Annotated in this window: 18 protein-coding genes; 7 read left to right on the top strand and 11 right to left on the bottom strand. The window is 71.7% G+C overall.

From position 1 onward, the window contains the following. Positions 1-134: 134 nt before the first annotated feature. The 8 genes from IFT73_RS18435 to IFT73_RS19710 form a co-directional block, all read right to left on the bottom strand. Positions 135-1526: a sensor histidine kinase gene (locus tag IFT73_RS18435; RefSeq protein ID WP_371811328.1), complete on the bottom strand. Its 1392-nt coding sequence runs from the start codon at positions 1524-1526 to the stop codon at positions 135-137. After that, a complete protein-coding gene (locus IFT73_RS18430; RefSeq protein WP_192168891.1) occupies positions 1523-2215 on the bottom strand; it encodes a response regulator transcription factor in 693 nt (230 codons plus the stop codon). The genes IFT73_RS18435 and IFT73_RS18430 overlap by 4 nt, the downstream gene beginning before the upstream one ends. Before the next feature lie 50 nt (positions 2216-2265). Then, the gene (locus tag IFT73_RS18425) at positions 2266-3132 is read right to left on the bottom strand and encodes a fructosamine kinase family protein (RefSeq protein WP_192168890.1); all 867 of its coding nucleotides are present in this window, start codon (positions 3130-3132) and stop codon (positions 2266-2268) included. Positions 3133-3187: 55 nt separating this feature from the next. Continuing rightward, a complete protein-coding gene (locus IFT73_RS18420; RefSeq protein WP_192168889.1) occupies positions 3188-3685 on the bottom strand; it encodes a low molecular weight protein-tyrosine-phosphatase in 498 nt (165 codons plus the stop codon). A gap of 2 nt (positions 3686-3687) precedes the next feature. Beyond that, positions 3688-4074 carry a phage holin family protein gene (locus tag IFT73_RS18415; RefSeq protein ID WP_192168888.1) on the bottom strand — a complete coding sequence of 129 codons (387 nt, stop codon included), beginning with the start codon at positions 4072-4074 and terminating at the stop codon, positions 3688-3690. Positions 4075-4132: 58 nt separating this feature from the next. Then, the gene (locus IFT73_RS18410; RefSeq protein WP_192168887.1) at positions 4133-5587 is read right to left on the bottom strand and encodes a type II toxin-antitoxin system HipA family toxin; all 1455 of its coding nucleotides are present in this window, start codon (positions 5585-5587) and stop codon (positions 4133-4135) included. Continuing rightward, entirely contained in the window at positions 5577-5864 is a 288-nt protein-coding gene (locus IFT73_RS18405; protein WP_192168886.1) for a helix-turn-helix domain-containing protein, read from the bottom strand. The genes IFT73_RS18410 and IFT73_RS18405 overlap by 11 nt, the downstream gene beginning before the upstream one ends. Positions 5865-5940: 76 nt before the next feature. Beyond that, a complete protein-coding gene (locus tag IFT73_RS19710; RefSeq protein WP_192168885.1) occupies positions 5941-6903 on the bottom strand; it encodes an EamA family transporter in 963 nt (320 codons plus the stop codon). 45 nt (positions 6904-6948) lie between these two features. Here IFT73_RS19710 and hisC point away from each other — a divergent pair, with 45 nt between their 5' ends. From hisC to IFT73_RS18380, 4 genes are all read left to right on the top strand, one after another. Continuing rightward, positions 6949-8010, top strand: coding sequence for a histidinol-phosphate transaminase (gene hisC / locus IFT73_RS18395; RefSeq protein ID WP_192168884.1), 1062 nt, complete (start codon positions 6949-6951; stop codon positions 8008-8010). Between the two features lie 175 nt (positions 8011-8185). Then, positions 8186-9307 (top strand): pyruvate dehydrogenase (acetyl-transferring) E1 component subunit alpha, encoded by a 1122-nt coding sequence (pdhA, locus tag IFT73_RS18390; RefSeq protein ID WP_192168883.1) that lies wholly within the window; start codon positions 8186-8188, stop codon positions 9305-9307. Further along, on the top strand, positions 9304-10278 hold the full coding sequence (locus tag IFT73_RS18385) for an alpha-ketoacid dehydrogenase subunit beta (RefSeq protein WP_192168882.1): 975 nt from the start codon (positions 9304-9306) through the stop codon (positions 10276-10278). Before pdhA ends, IFT73_RS18385 begins: the two co-directional genes overlap by 4 nt. Before the next feature lie 9 nt (positions 10279-10287). Then, positions 10288-11628: a dihydrolipoamide acetyltransferase family protein gene (locus IFT73_RS18380; protein WP_371811327.1), complete on the top strand. Its 1341-nt coding sequence runs from the start codon at positions 10288-10290 to the stop codon at positions 11626-11628. A 9-nt stretch (positions 11629-11637) separates the two neighbouring features. Here the strand turns inward: IFT73_RS18380 and IFT73_RS18375 are convergent, their stop codons facing one another. Continuing rightward, positions 11638-12243 carry a DUF1684 domain-containing protein gene (locus IFT73_RS18375; RefSeq protein WP_192168881.1) on the bottom strand — a complete coding sequence of 202 codons (606 nt, stop codon included), beginning with the start codon at positions 12241-12243 and terminating at the stop codon, positions 11638-11640. A gap of 60 nt (positions 12244-12303) precedes the next feature. Between IFT73_RS18375 and IFT73_RS18370 the strand changes: the two genes are divergently transcribed. Then, the gene (locus IFT73_RS18370; RefSeq protein ID WP_371811326.1) at positions 12304-13599 is read left to right on the top strand and encodes a nitrate/nitrite transporter; all 1296 of its coding nucleotides are present in this window, start codon (positions 12304-12306) and stop codon (positions 13597-13599) included. 7 nt (positions 13600-13606) lie between these two features. Here IFT73_RS18370 and IFT73_RS18365 read toward each other — a convergent pair whose 3' ends face one another. Next, positions 13607-14539 carry an oxidoreductase gene (locus IFT73_RS18365; protein WP_192168880.1) on the bottom strand — a complete coding sequence of 311 codons (933 nt, stop codon included), beginning with the start codon at positions 14537-14539 and terminating at the stop codon, positions 13607-13609. 69 nt (positions 14540-14608) lie between these two features. On the opposite strand from IFT73_RS18365, the gene IFT73_RS18360 reads away from it, so the two are divergent. Then, positions 14609-15382: a DUF4344 domain-containing metallopeptidase gene (locus IFT73_RS18360; protein ID WP_192168879.1), complete on the top strand. Its 774-nt coding sequence runs from the start codon at positions 14609-14611 to the stop codon at positions 15380-15382. A 6-nt stretch (positions 15383-15388) separates the two neighbouring features. On the opposite strand, the gene IFT73_RS18355 is transcribed toward IFT73_RS18360, so the two are convergent. Then, complete coding sequence (locus tag IFT73_RS18355) at positions 15389-15934, bottom strand: hypothetical protein (RefSeq protein WP_192168878.1); 546 nt, start codon at positions 15932-15934, stop codon at positions 15389-15391. Positions 15935-16034: 100 nt separating this feature from the next. Here IFT73_RS18355 and IFT73_RS18350 point away from each other — a divergent pair, with 100 nt between their 5' ends. Next, a complete protein-coding gene (locus IFT73_RS18350) occupies positions 16035-16448 on the top strand; it encodes a DoxX family protein (RefSeq protein WP_192168877.1) in 414 nt (137 codons plus the stop codon). Positions 16449-16470: the final 22 nt, after the last annotated feature.

Here is a 16470-nt window from a genome sequence, read left to right as displayed (position 1 = left end):
TTCGCCAGGGAGGAGCTCTGCGACGACCGTGAGGGCGAAGCCCGAGGCGAACCAGACCGATCAGGCTTGCGTCAGGTCGCCGCCTCGCTCCGCTCACGCTCGGCCGCGAGCGGCCTCGCTGGCGACCGGGCGGGTCAGGCCGTCGCCTCGGGCAGGCGCAGGGTGAACGTCGTGCCCTCGCCGCGCTCCGAGGCGACCTCGACGGTCCCGCCGTGGCGCTCGGCCGCGCGCTTGACGATCGACAGGCCGAGACCCGATCCGGGCAGCGTGCGCGCCTCGCTGGAGCGGTAGAAACGGTCGAAGATGTGCGGCAGGTCGTCGGCGTTGATGCCCTCGCCCTCGTCGGCGACCGTCAGCACGCCGTCGGCCAGCCGCACGCGGATCTCACCCTCCGGCGGGCTCCACTTGGCCGCGTTGTCGAGCAGGTTGGTCACGGCGCGCTCGAGCAGCTGGGGCTCGCCGATCACCATCCACGGCGAGAGGTCGACGTCGATGCGGGCGTCCTGGGCGCGCAGGCGGACGCGGTCGACCGCGTGCGTCACGACGTCGGCGAGGTCGAGGGGTGCGGGATCGCGTGACATCGGCTCGTCGCGGGCCAGCTCGACCAGGTCGCCCACGAGGGTCGTCAGCTCCTCGAGCTGCGCCCGGACGTCGTCCATGATCTCGTGGCGCTGCTCGTCGGTGAGGCTGCGCTCGGTGGTGTCGGCGGCCTGCCCGATCAGCTCGATGTTGGTGCGCAGGCTCGTCAGCGGGGTGCGCAGCTCGTGCCCGGCGTCGGCGACGAGCTGGCGCTGACGCTCCTGCGACGCGTCGAGCGCGACCAGCATCGCGTTGAACGACGTCGTCAGGCGGGCCAGCTCGTCGCGGCCCGTGACCTCGATCGGGGTCAGGTCGGTCGTGCGGGCCACGTGCTCGGTGGCCTCGGTGAGACGGCGGACGGGCCGCAGCCCGTTGGCGGCCACGGCCCACCCCGCGATGCCGGCCAGCACGACTCCGGCGGTGCTGGCGAGCAGCAGGATGATCTTGAGCCGCTCGAGGGCGTCGCGGTTGGACTCCATCGACTGCACCAGCACGAGGGCCTGGCCCTTGTTGGCGGGGACGGCCACGACCCGGTGCGGGACGCCCCGGATCATGACGGTGCGCGCCGAGTACTTGCGCTCGCCGATCGAGACCTCGAGCTCGCGGTACCCCTTCAGCTGCACGTACTCGTCCGGAGTGTTCTGGAAGTTGCCGATCAGCTGGCCCGACTGGACGATGAACGGCTGGATGCCGATGTAGGCCAGCGCGTTCGTCGAGGGGTCGCTCAGGAGGGGCTCGTCGATGCCGCTGCTCACGGCTGCGTTGGCGCGGCGGATCATCGAGTCGTCGAGCGAGCTGGTGAACTCGGCCCGCACCGTCACGAACACGACGGCGCTGACCATGCCCAGCGTCATGGCGACCGCGCCGGTCGTCAGCACCGCGACGCGCAGGGCGAGCGACATGCGCCCCGTGATCTTCTGCAGCGCGCGGTGCCCGCTCTCGATCACGGAGGGGTCTCGCGCAGGACGTAGCCGACGCCGCGCACGGTGTGCAGCAGGCGGGGCTCGCCCTCGGCCTCGAGCTTGCGCCGGACGTAGCCGACGTAGACCTCGAGCGAGTTGGCCGTCGTCGGGAAGTCGAAGCCCCAGACCTCCTCGAGGATGAACGAGCGCTCGAGCACCCGCTTGGGACGCTGGAGGAACAGCTCGAGCAGGGCGAACTCGGTGCGCGTCAGCGACAGCGTCCGGTTGCCGCGGGTGACGTCGCGCGTGACGGGGTCGAGCGACAGGTCGGCGAACGTCAGGGGCTTCTCGTCGGGCTCGACCTCGGCGGCGCGCGTCGAGCGCCGCAGCAGCGAGCGCACCCGCGCCAGCAGCTCCTCGAGGGCGAACGGCTTGGTCAGGTAGTCGTCGGCGCCGGCGTCGAGTCCGTCGACCCGGTCGGACACGGCGTCGCGGGCCGTCAGCACGAGGATCGGCACGTCGTTGCCGGCGCTGCGGAGCGCGCGGGTCGCCTCGAGACCGTCGAGCCGCGGCATCATGACGTCCATGATGATCGCGTCGGGGTTGATCTGGGGCACGCGTGCGAGGGCCTCGGCGCCGTCGGAGGCGAGCTCGACGGTGTAGCCGTTGAACTCGAGGGACCGGCGCAGGGAGTCGCGCACAGCACGGTCATCGTCGACGACAAGGATGCGCATGGGTGCCAGTCTGCCCGTCGTGTCTGAGACGCCGCTGAAAGATGCCCGAATCAGGCGGCGAGCAGGTCCTTGGCGGCGGCCGCGGCGCGGGCACCGTAGGTGCCGCCGAACAGCACCGAGTGCACCAGCAGCGGGTGCAGCTGGTGCAGCGGCAGCCGGTCGTGCCATCCGTCGGCCAGCGGCGCCGCCTCGTCGTAGGCGTCGAGGATGCGCTGCAGGTGGGGAGCGCCGAACAGCGACAGCATCGCGAGATCGGTCTCGCGATGCCCACCGTGCGCGGCGGGGTCGATGATCCAGACGTCGCCGTCGGCGCCCCACACGACGTTGCCCGACCAGAGGTCGCCGTGGATGCGTGACGGGGCCTCGTCGGGGCCGGCCAGGTCGTGGATGCGGCGCATCGCGGCCTCGATCGTGGCGGCCTCGTCGGTCGTCAGCGACCCGCGGTCGACCGCGGCCCGGACGTACGGCATGACGCGACGCGACGCGAAGAACTCGGGCCACGACGGCAGGGTGCGGTTGGGCAGCGGGGCGAGGCCGACGAAGCCGTCGCGCGGTCCGCCGAACGTGTCGGCACCGGCTCGGTGCGTCGCGGCGAGGCTGCGGCCGAACTTCTCGGCCAGGTCGGTCGTGGGCTTGCCGGGCTCGATCCAGTCGAGGACCAGGCAGTCGTCGGCGACCGCGAGCACCTGCGGCACGCGGGCGCCCTGCGCGTCGGCGAGCCAGTGCAGGCCCTCGGCCTCCCGCCGGAAGAAGCCCTCGGGGGCGTGGGGGCGCGTCTTGATGATCGCGCCGCGCCCGTCGGTCAGGCGCAGCCGGGTCGCGGTGCAGATGTCGCCGCCTGCGACCGGGGTCGTCGAGACCACTCCGATGCCGAGGAGCGTCTCCGCCCGGGCGGCGGTCCCTGCCATGCGTGCCATGCCCCCGACGTTACCGGTTGCGGGCCGACGGGCCCCACGCCGACGGGGGCTTCCCCTAGTGCGGCCGGGCCCGGGCGAGGTCGGGCAGCTGCTCGACCAGGGCGTCGGTCGTCCGCTCGATCATCGCCAGGACGTCGCGGAAGCCGTCGGCGCCGCCGTACCAGGGATCGGGCACCTCGTCGTCGCCCTCGCGGGCGAGCGGGTCGAACTCGCGGAACAGGCGCACCTGCGACTGCTGGGCGACGGTCGGCGCCTGGTCGACCATGTCGGCCAGGTTGCTGTGGTCCATCGCGAGCAGCAGGTCGTGCTCGGCGTACCAGTCCGTCGAGAACGTCCGGGCGCGGTGACGGGACGGGTCGTAGCCGGCGTCGCGCAGGACCGCGGCGGCCCGGCGGTCCATCGACTCGCCCTCGTGCCAGCCGCCCGTGCCGGACGACGCGACCTCGACCCGGTCGTCGAGGCCGGCGCGCGCCAGCCTCTCGTCGAGCACGACGTGGGCCATCGGCGAGCGGCAGATGTTGCCGAGGCACACCAGGGCGACGCGGTACGTCATGCTCAGTCGCGCGTGCCGACGAAGGCGCCGACGACGCTCTGGCTGATCGAGATCACGATCGAGGCCAGCACGGCCCACCAGAAGCCGTCGATGTGGAACACGACGTCGAAGGCATCGGTGATCTGCTCGGTGAGCAGCAGGAGCAGGGCGTTGATGACGAGGAGCGCCAGGCCGAGCGTCAGGATGATGAACGGCAGCGACAGGAGCTTGACGACGGGCCCGACCAGGGTGTTGACGACCGTGAACACCAGCGCGACGACCAGCACCGCGACGACGCGCGACGTGGTCGAGTCGGTGGGATCGCCGATCGCCATGTGGGTGCCGAGCAGCCACGCGGCCACCGACAGCGCGACGGCACTGACGAGCCAGGTCGAGAGAAAACGCTCCATCGGACGATTGTTGCACCCGCGGCCGCCGCATGGTCCGGCACGACGGCTGACGTCGCTGTCAGGTGCGGCGCGCTGGTGGGGCCGCCCGCCAGTGACCTCGTGTCGGCCGCCCGCGGCGCTGGTGCGGGGCGATCCAGATGAGGCCCTCCGCGGGCGGGGGTCCTGGCGGGCCAGTGCGCTGGTGCGGCGATGGCGACGGGTGCGGCGATGGCGACGGGTGCGGTGGTGACGACGGGTGCGGTGGTGACGACGGCGCTGCCATCGCGGAGGTCACGTGCACGTGACGCTCGAGGGCAGGGATGAGTCGACCCCGGATGTCAGCCGTGCCCTCCGTGCCCTCGAGATCGTCGAGGGCTGATGCGAAGGCCGGGACGATGCCTTCGAGCATTTGCTCGAGTCGGGTGATGCGCTCGTCCTCGTCCAGACCCAGTTCGCGGGCGTGCTTGCGCCATCCGGATCGGTCGACCGTCCCCAGGTGACGTCGGCCGCCGACAGCCATGGCGACGGTGCCGAGGTCGAACTGCTCACGCGTGTACGGCAGACCGGAGGCGACGTCGTACAACGGCGCCAGGCGCACAGATCCGCCGGCGTACAAGAGGGCGTAGTTCTTGGCGTGGGCGTCGGGGGATCCGCTGAGGTAGTTGAACATCACGGCGTCGGAGAAGCGTCGAACATCCGACTCCGACGTGGTGGAGACGCGACGGAGAAGCTCGCCGATCTCGCGAACGGTTGGTCCGCGATCGGTCTCGTACTTGTTGATGGGGAGCCGCGCCATCGCCTGGCACAGGTCGACCTGGTGAAGTCGCGTGACACCGGGCCGCTGATGGCCGATCAGACGGTCGAAGCGCTTGATGACGATGGCTCGGTGACTCTCGAAGTGCTCGATGGTCGAGGTCGCGACGGCCAGTCCCAGGATGCTGGCGGCACGCATCGTGACGTGTTCGACGATCGCCTGATGCTTCAACGCGGTGATACCTGGCTTGAAGATGTGGGTGGTCGCGGCCGCTCCATGCGCGGCAGACCAGCCGTTCTCGAGGCGCGCGAGCGCAAACTTCCCTTGTTGACCCGGCAGGCTCCAGTGATCGTCAGGCATCGTCCACGAGGCGTCGTTGCGCCTGAGCTCACGCAACCGGTCGGCTATCTGGTGATCGCTCTGCGGTTCGTAGCTTCCGCCGTGGGCGATCTCGTCGACTCGGTCGGGCGGCACGAACTGCACGGCGCCGGCGCAGTCCAGCCCCATGTGCGAGAGGAGATCGAAGGCGGAGGCCGATGTGCCGATCGTGCGAGCCCACTCGCGCTTGGTCTCGACGTTCTCGGGCAGCAGGCCCTCGACGTACGCCTCGACCGGCTTGGGACCGTGCTCGACCTTCTCGAGCGGCATCGAGGGGGACAGAGGGACGGATGCGCGCGCGCGGTACGACTCGTCGTAGGCGAAGACGAGTCGTCCCTTGTCCGTTCGGGTGAGTGTCCCGGCGCGTCGTGCCCCGAGAAAGGCTACGAGGTCAGCGCTCATCATCGGCCCCGAGGAGCTGGTCGAGGAAGGCCAGCTCCTCGCGGTCCTGGTCGGTCGTGATGTCGTCATCGAGGTGGAGGCTGACGCCGAGAGCACGCAGCACCGCGAAGACCCGGAAGAGCTCTGCCCGCGGGTGACCGTCCTCGAATCGAATGAGCCAAGCGCGCGAGACTCCTGCGTCGGCGGCGACCTCGGCCTGCGTGCGAGCGGCGCTCAGCCGGCGTTCTCTGACTGCTGCCCCCAAGGAGATGGGATTCAGCACGGGCACCGAGGACATGAATGTCATGGTACACGGACATCTACTCAATGTCACGGAATGGTGACATTGAGTAGATGTCATCGAACCGTGACGTCTACTGCGGCGCGGGGACCGTCAGCTCGACGCGTCTGGACGTCTGGGCGAGCACGATGCCGGCCAGCACGGCGGCGGCCCCGACGACCTGGACGGGCGTCAGCGACTCGCGGAACCACGCCCACCCCAGCACGACCGCGATGACGGGCTCGAGCATCGCCACGACCGTCACGATCGTGGCGGGCAGGTGGCGCAGCGCGAGCATGCCGAGGAAGAACGGCAGCACGGTCCCGAACACGACCACGACCGCGATGACGAGCCAGGGGTTCACCGAGATGCCGTCGAGCCGCCCCAGCCCGCTGGTCGTGGAGGGCAGGTCGGGGGTCGCCCAGATCGGCTGGACGAGGTTCATGCCGACGGTCGCGGCGACGAAGGCCCACAGGATGACGCGCAGGGGGTCGTCGGTGCCGACACCGTGCTCGTCGAGCTGCACCTGGTGCTCGCCGAGCAGGAAGTAGGTCGCGAAGCAGACGGCGGCCAGCAGGGCCATGACGACGCCGAGGCCGTCGAAGGCGAGCCCGTTCCAGACCCGGCTCACGACGGCGAGGCCGACCAGGGCGAGGGCGACGGCCGCCCACATGCGGGGCCGGACGTCCTCGCGCCGCACGAACCGCACCCACAGGACGACGAGGACGGGTGCGAGGTACTCGATCAGGAGCGCGATGCCGAGGGGCAGGCGGTCGATCGCGACGTTGTACGTCAGCTGCAGCCCCAGCACCCCGACGAGGCCGAGCGCGATCACCATCAGCAGCGCCGATCCCTGGGGACGCACGAGCGCGGAGCGCCGGAAGCAGGCCGCGTACGCGACGAACACGAGGGTCGCGCCCGTGATGCGCAGCGTCGTGAACGCCTCGGGGCTCAGTCCCGCGCCCATCGCGACCCGCGAGATGCCGCCGTTGAGCCCGAACAGGACCGCGACGAGGACGATGAGGGCGTAGCCGAGGCGCGGACTGGGGTGTGGCACGCGCTGATTCTGTCAGGCGTCGCTGCCGCGGATAGTGTCGGCGGCATGACGATCCCCCGCGCCCGGCACGCCCTCGACGGCATCCCGGTCTACCGGCCCGGCAAGGCCGCCTCGAGCGACGACCACAAGCTGTCGAGCAACGAGAACCCGTACGCGCCCCTGCCCGGCGTCATGGAGCGGGCCTCGGCCGAGCTCGCCCGGATGAACCGCTACCCCGACGCCGGCATGACCGACCTCTACGCGGCCCTCTCGGCCCGGTTCGGGCTCTCGGCCGACCACTTCGCGGCCGGGACGGGCTCGGTCGCCGTGCTCTTCGCGCTGCTGACGGCGCACCTCGAGCCGGGCGACGAGATCGTCTACGCGTGGCGCTCGTTCGAGGCGTACCCGATCGCGGCCGACCTCACGGGTGCCACGACCGTCCGGGTGCCGCTGCGGCCCGACGCGACCCACGACCTCGACGCGATGGCGGCGGCGGTCACCGAGCGCACCAAGGTCGTCCTGGTCTGCACGCCCAACAACCCGACGGGCCCCGTCGTGACGGCCGAGGCCCTGACGGCGTTCCTGGCCGCGGTGCGCGACGACGTCCTGGTCGTGGTCGACGAGGCGTACGTCGAGTTCGTCCGCGACCCGCGCGCGGCCAGTGGGATCGCGGCGCTGGCCGACCACCCGAACGTCGTGGTGCTGCGGACGTTCTCGAAGGCGTACGGCCTCGCGGGCCTGCGGGTCGGGTACGCGATCGCCCGCCCGGAGGTCGCGGTCTCGATCCGCAAGGCGACGCCGCCGTTCGCCGTCACCGACCTGTCGCAGGCCGCGGCGGTCGCCTCGCTGGAGTCGCAGGACGAGCTCGACCGGCGGGTCGAGGCGATCGTCCAGGAGCGCGTCGCGATGGTGGCCGCGCTGCGTCAGCAGGGCTGGGACGTGCCCGAGACCGAGGCCAACTTCGTCTGGCTGCCGCTGGGCGACGACGCGCTCGACTTCGCGGCGTCCTGCGACCCGGTCTCGGTGCGGCCGTTCGCCGGGGAGGGCGTGCGGGTCAGCGTCGGGGCGCCCGCGGTCAACGCCGAGCTGCTCGCGCTGGCCGCCGCGTGGAGGGCTGCGCGCAGCTGACGCCCGGCTCGGGGCCCCGACTGGATCGGCGGGGCGTCTCGGGCTACGGTGGTCGCAGATGTGACGCCAGTCACGCCCGTGTGGGTCTCCACCCGTCCGCCACCCTGTGACGACGGAGACCTGCAGCTTCGACACCGGCACGGAGACCCCGTCCGCCGGTTGATGGAGGAGACGCATGAACTCGTCGACCGCACCGACCCCTGACGCCCCGCTCGTCCAGCTGCTGACGCCGACCGGCCAGCGCGTGACCGATCCGCACGTCGCCTTCGACGGCGACCGGTCCGAGATCGAGGCCCTCTACCGCGACCTGGTGATGACGCGCCGCGTCGACACCGAGGCGTACGCGCTGCAGCGGCACGGCGAGCTGGGCCTGTGGCCGCCGGCGCTGGGCCAGGAGGCCGCGCAGGTCGGCTCGGCGCGCGCCCTGCGACCGCACGACTTCGCCTTCCCGACCTACCGCGACCACGGCGTGGCGTGGTGCCGCGGCGTCGACCCGAGCCTGCTGCTGGGCATCTTCCGGGGGTCCGACCTCGGCGGCTGGGACCCGGCCGACCACGGCATCGCGCTGCCCAACATCATCATCGGCGCCCAGACGCTGCACGCCACGGGCTACGCGATGGGCCTGGCGCTCGAGGGCCTGGTCGGCAGCGGCGACCCGGATCGCGACAGCGCCGTGATCGCCTACTTCGGCGACGGCGCGACGAGCCAGGGCGACGTCAGCGAGGCCCTCGACTGGGCCGCGGTGCACCAGTCGCCGGTCGTCTTCTTCTGCGAGAACAACCAGTACGCGATCTCGGTGCCGGTCGCGAGCCAGACGCGGGTGCCGATCGTGCAGCGCGCCGCGGGCTTCGGCCTGCCGGGCGTGCGCGTCGACGGCAACGACGTCCTGGCGTGCCTCGCCGTGACCCGTGCCGCCCTGCAGCGGGCGCGCGACGGCGAGGGGCCGACGCTGATCGAGGCCGTGACGTACCGCATGGGCGCCCACACGACGTCCGACGACCCGAGCCGCTACCGCGACGCGTCCGAGGTCGACGCGTGGCAGGCCAAGGACCCCCTCGAGCGGGTGCGGCTGCTGCTCGTGGCCGAGGGGACGTCCGACGACTTCTTCGCCGACCTGGCCGCGGACGCCGACGCGCTGGGCGTGCACCTGCGCGCCGCCTGCCAGCAGATCCCCGAGCCCGACCTGGCCGAGCTGTTCGACCACGTGTTCGTCGAGAGCACGGTCGAGAACCGGCAGCAGCAGGCCGAGCACGTCGCCTGGCGCGACGCGATCGAGGGGAGCGTGGTCGCGTCATGACGCGCATGAGCATGGTCAAGGCGCTCAACTCGGGGCTGCGGCTGGCCCTCGAGAACGATCCGAAGGTCGTCCTGATGGGCGAGGACATCGGTCGCCTCGGCGGGGTCTTCCGCGTCACCGAGGGCCTGCAGAAGGACTTCGGCGAGGGGCGGGTCATGGACACGCCGCTGGCCGAGTCGGCGATCGTCGGCACCGCGATCGGCCTGACGTTCCGGGGCTTCCGGCCCGTCGTCGAGATCCAGTTCGACGGCTTCGTCTACCCCGCGTACGACCAGATCGTCAGCCAGGTCGCCAAGCTGCACTTCCGCAGCCGCGGACGCGTGCGGATGCCGATCGTCATCCGCATCCCCTACGGCGGTGGCATCGGCGCGGTCGAGCACCACTCGGAGAGCCCCGAGGCGCAGTTCGCCCTGACCGCGGGTCTCAAGGTCGTGTCGTGCGCCGACCCGAACGACGCGCACTGGATGATCCAGCAGGCCATCGCGTCCGACGACCCCGTCGTGTTCATGGAGCCCAAGCGGCGCTACTGGGAGGCCGGCGAGGTCGACCTCGCCGGGCCGGCCGCCCCCCTGTGGTCGTCGAGGATCGTGCGTTCGGGGCGTGACGCGACGCTGGTCACGTACGGCCCGATGGTCAAGACGTGCCTCGACTCGGCCCGCGCGGCCGAGGCCGACGGGCTCGACCTCGAGGTCATCGACCTGCGGACCCTGTCGCCGCTCGACCTCGCGCCGGTCGTGGAGTCGGTGCGGCGCACGGGTCACGCCGTCGTCGTCCACGAGGCCGCCCGCACGCTGGGCCTCGGGGCCGAGGTCGCGGCGCGCATCGGCGAGGAGTGCTTCTACTCCCTCGAGTCCCCGGTGCAGCGCGTCACGGGCTACGACATGCCGTACCCGCCGAGCCGGACCGAGCACGACTTCCTGCCGGGCCTCGACCGCATCCTCGATGCCGTCGACCGCGCCCGCGCGTACTGAGGGGCCGCGATGACCATGAAGACCGCTTCTGCCCACACCTTCTCGCTGCCCGACGTCGGCGAGGGCCTCACCGAGGCCGAGATCGTCACGTGGCGGGTCGCGGCCGGCGACGTCGTCGCGATCAACGACGTCGTCGTCGAGATCGAGACCGCCAAGTCGGTCGTCGAGCTGCCGAGCCCCTACGCGGGGTTCGTGCAGACGCTGCACGTCGCCGAGGGCGAGACCGTCGAGGTCGGCCGCCCCCTCCTCACCATCGCCGACGAGTCGCTCCCGCCCGCCGACGAGTCGCTCCCGCCCGCCGACGAGTCACCCTCGCCCGCCGACGAGTCACCGGAGCCGGCGCGGCAGCCCATGCTGGTGGGCTACGGACCGGGCGCCGAGCAGCTCGTACGCCGTCGACGGGCCGTGCCGACGCCGTCCGTCGCATCGGTCGACACCGAGAAGGTCGCGGCACCGGCACCGGCACCGGCGCGGACGCTCGCGAAGCCCCCCGTCCGCAAGCTCGCGAAGGACCTCGGGGTCGACCTGTCGGAGGTCATCGCCACCGGCACCGGCACGATCGTGACCCGCGCGGACGTCGAGGCGCACGCCGCCAACCGCCGGTCGCCGCAGGCCGCCGAGCCCGCGCCCGCACCCGTCACGACGTCCGACGACGAGACCCGCACCCCGATCAAGGGCGTCCGCAAGTGGACGGCCGAGGCGATGGTGCGGTCGGCGTTCACGGCGCCGCACGTCACCGAGTGGGTGACGGTCGACGTCTCGCGCACCGTCGAGCTCGTCGCGACGTTGAGGGCGAGCCGCGCGTTCCGGGACGTCAAGGTCTCGCCGACGCTCATCGCGGCGAAGGCGATCTGCCTCGCGATGCGCCGCACGCCCGAGCTCAACTCGCGGTGGGACGACGACGCGCAGGAGATCGTCCTCAAGAAGTCGGTCAACCTCGGGATCGCCGCCGCGACCCAGCGCGGTCTGGTCGTGCCCAACATCGTCGGCGCCGACTCGCTCCCGCTGGTCGAGCTCGCCGCGGCGATCGGCGACCTGGCGTCGACCGCCCGCGACGGACGCACGCAGCCCGCGCAGATGGCGGGCGGCACGTTCACCCTCACCAACATCGGCGTCTTCGGCATCGATGCGGGCACGCCGATCCTCAACCCGGGCGAGGCCGGCATCCTGGCGCTCGGCTCGATCGAGCGCCGCCCGTGGGTCGACGAGGACGACCGGGTCGTGCCGCGGTGGGTCACGACGCTGGCGCTGAGCTTCGACCACCGGGTCGTCGACGGCGAGCAGGGATCGCGGTTCCTGGCCGACGTCGCAGGCATCCTGCACGACCCCGCGGTGGCCCTGACGTTCTGACCCGCGGGGTCAGAGGCGCTCGCCGGCCTCGATCCGCCGGGTGATCGTGTTGCCGGGCGGGGCGAGCGGGCACTGCCAGCGCGGGTTGTAGCGGCACGACGGGTGGTAGGCGAAGTTGAGGTCGAGCGTGATCGACGAGTCGGTGCCACCCAGCCACGAGCCCTTCGCGGTGTCGAGCAGGTAGCGCCCGCCACCGTACGAGCCGTCGCCGGACGTCCCGTCGCGCAGCGGCACGAAGATCCCGCCGCCGTACTGGTGCAGCCACCAGACGTCGAGCGTCCCCCCGAGGGGCAGCTCGACCCGTCCGGTGAGGTGCATCTCGATCGTCCCGTCGCCACCGGCGTCGACGAGGCGGGGCTCGGTCTCGTCCTCATCGACGGGAACCAGGTCCGCCTCGAACCGCATCGCGGGGTCGTACGGCCAGAACGGCAGGCCGCTCTCGCGCAGGGGGTCGTCGGCGAGCAGGGGGCTCTGCGGGTGGTGCTGGAACAGCTCGTCGCGCGCCACGCGCCAGCGCAGCCAGGCCGCCTCGCGATCGCTCTCGCTGCGGACCTCGCTGTACGTCTCACCGACCCTGCGGCGCCAGTCGACGAGGGTCAGGCGGCTGGACGTCATGGGGTCCACCGTGACACACGCCCGCTCGTGCCGCGCGACGCGCGGGACTACGATCGGTCAGTGAGCCAAGCCGTCGACGTCCGCCATCGCGGCGCGTACGCGGTGTGGATCGTCGCCCTGATGGTCTACCTGCTGGCGGTCTTCCACCGGTCGTCGCTCGCGGTCGCGGGTCTGGCCGCCGCCGAGCGGTTCGACATCTCCGCCGCCCAGCTCGCGACGTTCACGATGCTGCAGCTGCTGGTCTACGCCGCCATGCAGATCCCGGTCGGGCTGCTCGTCGACCGGTTCGGCCCGCGCCGCGTGCTGCTGACGGGGGCGCTGACGCTGACCGCGGCGCAGGTGGGCTTCGCGTTCGCCGACACCTACGTGCTGGCGCTGGTCGCCCGGTTCTTCGTCGGCATGGGTGACGCCATGACTTTCATCTGCGTCCTGCGTCTGGTCAACACGTGGTTCGCCCCGCGCCGCATCCCGCTGATCTCCCAGCTCACGGGCATGGTCGGTCAGCTGGGTGGCGCGCTGGCGGCCGTCCCCATGACGATCGCGCTCGGCCAGCTGGGCTGGACGCGCTCGTACCTGATCGCGGCCTCGATCGGCATCGTGCTGAGCCTCGCGCTCGTCGTCGTGGTCCGCGACGCGCCGGGCACGCGATCGGTCACCGGTCCGGCCATGTCGATGGGGCACATCCGGGCGACCCTGGCGGCGTCGTGGAGGCAGCCCGGCACCCGGCTCGGCTTCTGGACGCACTTCTCGACGCAGTTCAGCGCCACGACCCTCGCGCTGCTGTGGGGCTACCCGTTCTTCGTCCAGGGCGAGGGACTGTCCGACCACACGGCCGGTCTGCTGCTGACGTTGATGGTCGCGGTGATGGTCGTCGCGGGGCCGGTGCTCGGGCTCATCATCCCCCGGCACCCGTGGCACCGGTCGACGATCGTCCTCGGCATCATCGGCTCGATCGTCGCGGTGTGGTCGGCGGTGCTGGCGTGGCCGGGGACGGCGCCGCTGTGGCTCCTCGCGCTGCTGGTCGTCGTCGCCGGCGTCGGGGGGCCGGCCTCGATGATCGGCTTCGACATCGGCCGGACGTCCAATCCGTCCGACCGGATGGCCAGCGCGACGGGCATCATCAACCAGGGCGGCTTCATCGCGAGCCTCGTGCTGGTCGTCGCGATCGGCCTGGTCCTCGACTGGCGCACCCCGGGGGGCGGGTCCGACTACACGCCGGCGGCCTTCCGGTGGGCGATGTCGTTCCAGTACCTGCTGTGGGCGCTCGGCATCACCCAGATCTGGCGGTACCGCGTGCGCACCCGGCGCAAGATCATGGACGAGGAGCCGGAGGCCTACGGGCGCGTGCGGCTGTAGCCGGCGCTCAGACGGCGAACTCGACGCCCGTCGCGGCCTCGGACGCAGCCCACAGGTCGGCCGCGAGCTCGGTGTCGCGGGCCGTCCTGGTCATGCCGACGAGCTTGGGTCGTCCGCGCCAGCCGCCGAGGGCACCCGGTCCGACGTACTCGCCGCCCGTGAGCGTCGGGTCGGTCGCGGCCATCAGCAGCGGCCACGCGCCGTGCGACGCGGGCTGCGCGATGATCTTGCTGATCTGGTGGATGCCGACGCCGGGCAGCGAGAGGCCCCGGACGTTCATGCCGGTCTTGGTCAGGTTGGTCGAGGCGTAGCCGGGGTGGGCGGCGACGCTGACGACCCGGCTCGACGCCGCCTTGGCCCGCCGGTCGAGCTCGAGCGCGAACATCAGGTTCGCGAGCTTGGACTCGCCGTACGACTGCCAGCGCTTGTACGGACGCGACGACCCCTGCGGCGTCAGCGAGTCGAGGTCGATGCTGCCGACGGCGGTGTGGGCCATCGACGAGACCGCCACGACCCGGGCGCCGCTGCGGTCGAGCAACGGCCACAGACCGGTCGTCCACGCGAAGTGGCCGAGGTGGTTGGTGCCGATCTGGAGCTCGAAGCCGTCCTTGGTCTCGGTCTTCGGCGGGATCATGATGCCGGCGTTGTTGACCAGGATGTCGATGCGGTCGTGGTCGCGGACGACGTCGGCCGCGGCGCGTCGGGCGTCCGCGAGGTCGGCGAGGTCGAGGGAGACGACGTCGACCGACGATCCGGGGGCGTCCCGGGCGATGCGGGCGAGGGCCACGTCGGCCTTGGCGGTGTCGCGGGCCGTCACGACGAGCGCGGCGCCCTTGCGGGCCAGCCCGATCGCGGTGTGCAAGCCGAGCCCTCCCGTCACGCCGGTGATGACGGCGCGCTGTCCGGTGAGGTCGGGGATGTCGTCCGTGCTCCAGGTCATGCGGCCACGCTACTCGCGACGACCCTCGTGTGCCGGTCCTGCGCGCCGTTCCTGGCGTATCGTCCTGCCATGTCCTGGGTGCGGCGAGGTGCTGTGGTGCTGGTCCCGCTCGTGCTCTCAGGGTGCGTCGCGCTCGGCGGGTCGGGCGGCGACGGTCCCGGTCCGGGAGGCGGCGAGTTCGTCGTGACGTACGAGGAGCCGGACGACCCTGACCTCCGGTCGGTGGCCGCCGAGGTCGCGGACGGCGGCGTCGTGGAGGAGGCCGTCGAGGGGCTCAACGACTTCGTCGTGCTGCCCGTCGACGTCCCGGTGGTCGTCCGCTCGTGCACCGACGGCGCGCTGTACGACCCCGCGGAGCGCGAGATCCAGGTGTGCCTCGAGGACGTCGTCGAGACCCGCGAGCTGCTGGAGGACGCCGACGACGCGGCGGCGACCGAGCGCGGCATCCTCGTCGACACGGTCGACCACGAGGCGGGCCACGCGCTGCTCGACGTGTACGAGATGGAGTTCACGGGTCGCGAGGAGGACGTCGCCGACCAGTTCTCCGCGCTCGTCGGGGTGCGGGGCGGCGATCAAGGACTGGACGACCTCGAGGCGGCGGCCTACGGCTACGAGCTCAGCGCCGCGGCGTACGAGGCCGACCCGACCGACGAGCACGCGTCTGACACGCAGCGCGCGGTCACCTACCAGTGCTACGTGTACGGATCGGAGGAGCGCGACGCCGAGCACCTGGTCGACGAGGACGGACTCACCGAGCGGCGTGCCGAGTCGTGCTGGGAGGAGTGGGGCGACCTGCGCGAGGGGTGGATGCGCCTGTTGCGCCGGGCCGACGCCCTGCGCTGATCCCGGTCAGGTCCTGCGGGACGCGAGGGCGTCGAGCCGCTCGTCGCGCCTGGCCCGTCGCCGGCACCAGAAGACCCACGCCGCGAGGACCGCTCCGGCCCCGGCGCCGATGCTGGCGACGCCCTTGCCGTTGTTGGCCGCCGAGCTGAAGCCCGTGACGGTCGCGTAGCCGTAGGCGGCGTTGTCGACCCGCTTGTCGTCGGGCGTGCAGACGATGCGCAGGCCGTCGCGCCCCTCGGCGAGCAGGGCGACGAGGTGCCACGTGGTGCCGTCGCCCTGGGCGGTGATGTCGATGCCCTCGGGCGGGATGACGACCCGTCCGCGGTCGCCGTCGCCGTACCGGCCGCGGCAGCTGATGTCGCGCTCGGGCTGGACGAGATCGGTGTAGATCGCGAGGGTCGAGCCCTTGGCGTCGACGCGCTCGGTCACGGGGGTCACGGTGGCGTCGCGCACGGGGTCGAACGCGCTGGCGGCGACGGCCGTCCCGACCATCGAGCTGGCGATCGCGAGCAGGAACGCCGCGAGGTACCAGAGCGGGTTCGTGAGTCTCACGGGGCAACTTTCGCACATCGCCCCACCGGGCCGCGGGCTTGACGTGGTGCCAGGCGACGGCCAGTATATGTGGTTTAACTCTCAACCATCTGGAGCTCCCATGGAAGCCATCTTCCTCATCAGCCGCATCCTCTTCGTCCTCCTGCTCCTCGGGTCGGCCTTCGGCCACCTCACGCAGGCCGACGCGATGGGCGGCTACGCCTCGTCCAAGGGCCTGCCCAACGGCAAGGTCCTCGCCCAGGTCAGCGGCGTCGCGCTGCTGGTCGGCGGTCTGTCGATCCTGTTCGGCGTCTTCGGTGACGCCGGTTCGCTCGGCATCGCGATCCTGCTGCTGATCATGGCGGTCACGATGCACGCGTTCTGGAAGGATACCGACGCCCAGGCCAAGCAGATGGAGATGATCTCCTTCAACAAGGACGTCGCGCTCGCCGGCGGCGCGCTGGCGATGTACGTGATCTTCTACGGCGCCGACGGCTACGGCTTCTTCACGCTGACGGGTGCCCTCTTCAACTGAGGCACCCACGACGAAGCCCACG

It is taken from the genome of Aeromicrobium sp. CFBP 8757, assembly GCF_014841755.1.
Classification (GTDB): Bacteria; Actinomycetota; Actinomycetes; order Propionibacteriales; family Nocardioidaceae; genus Aeromicrobium.
This window is presented reverse-complemented; position numbering and strand designations above follow the sequence as displayed.

Coding starts and splice junctions, on each gene's coding strand:
- IFT73_RS18430 (WP_192168891.1), bottom strand. CDS start 2,215: ATGCGCATCCTTGTCGTCGACGATGACCGTGCTGTGCGCGACTCCCTG.
- IFT73_RS18425 (WP_192168890.1), bottom strand. CDS start 3,132: ATGGCACGCATGGCAGGGACCGCCGCCCGGGCGGAGACGCTCCTCGGC.
- IFT73_RS18420 (WP_192168889.1), bottom strand. CDS start 3,685: ATGACGTACCGCGTCGCCCTGGTGTGCCTCGGCAACATCTGCCGCTCG.
- IFT73_RS18415 (WP_192168888.1), bottom strand. CDS start 4,074: ATGGAGCGTTTTCTCTCGACCTGGCTCGTCAGTGCCGTCGCGCTGTCG.
- IFT73_RS18410 (WP_192168887.1), bottom strand. CDS start 5,587: ATGAGCGCTGACCTCGTAGCCTTTCTCGGGGCACGACGCGCCGGGACA.
- IFT73_RS18405 (WP_192168886.1), bottom strand. CDS start 5,864: ATGTCCTCGGTGCCCGTGCTGAATCCCATCTCCTTGGGGGCAGCAGTC.
- hisC (WP_192168884.1), top strand. CDS start 6,949: ATGACGATCCCCCGCGCCCGGCACGCCCTCGACGGCATCCCGGTCTAC.
- pdhA (WP_192168883.1), top strand. CDS start 8,186: ATGAACTCGTCGACCGCACCGACCCCTGACGCCCCGCTCGTCCAGCTG.
- IFT73_RS18385 (WP_192168882.1), top strand. CDS start 9,304: ATGACGCGCATGAGCATGGTCAAGGCGCTCAACTCGGGGCTGCGGCTG.
- IFT73_RS18380 (WP_371811327.1), top strand. CDS start 10,288: ATGACCATGAAGACCGCTTCTGCCCACACCTTCTCGCTGCCCGACGTC.
- IFT73_RS18375 (WP_192168881.1), bottom strand. CDS start 12,243: ATGACGTCCAGCCGCCTGACCCTCGTCGACTGGCGCCGCAGGGTCGGT.
- IFT73_RS18365 (WP_192168880.1), bottom strand. CDS start 14,539: ATGACCTGGAGCACGGACGACATCCCCGACCTCACCGGACAGCGCGCC.
- IFT73_RS18360 (WP_192168879.1), top strand. CDS start 14,609: ATGTCCTGGGTGCGGCGAGGTGCTGTGGTGCTGGTCCCGCTCGTGCTC.
- IFT73_RS18350 (WP_192168877.1), top strand. CDS start 16,035: ATGGAAGCCATCTTCCTCATCAGCCGCATCCTCTTCGTCCTCCTGCTC.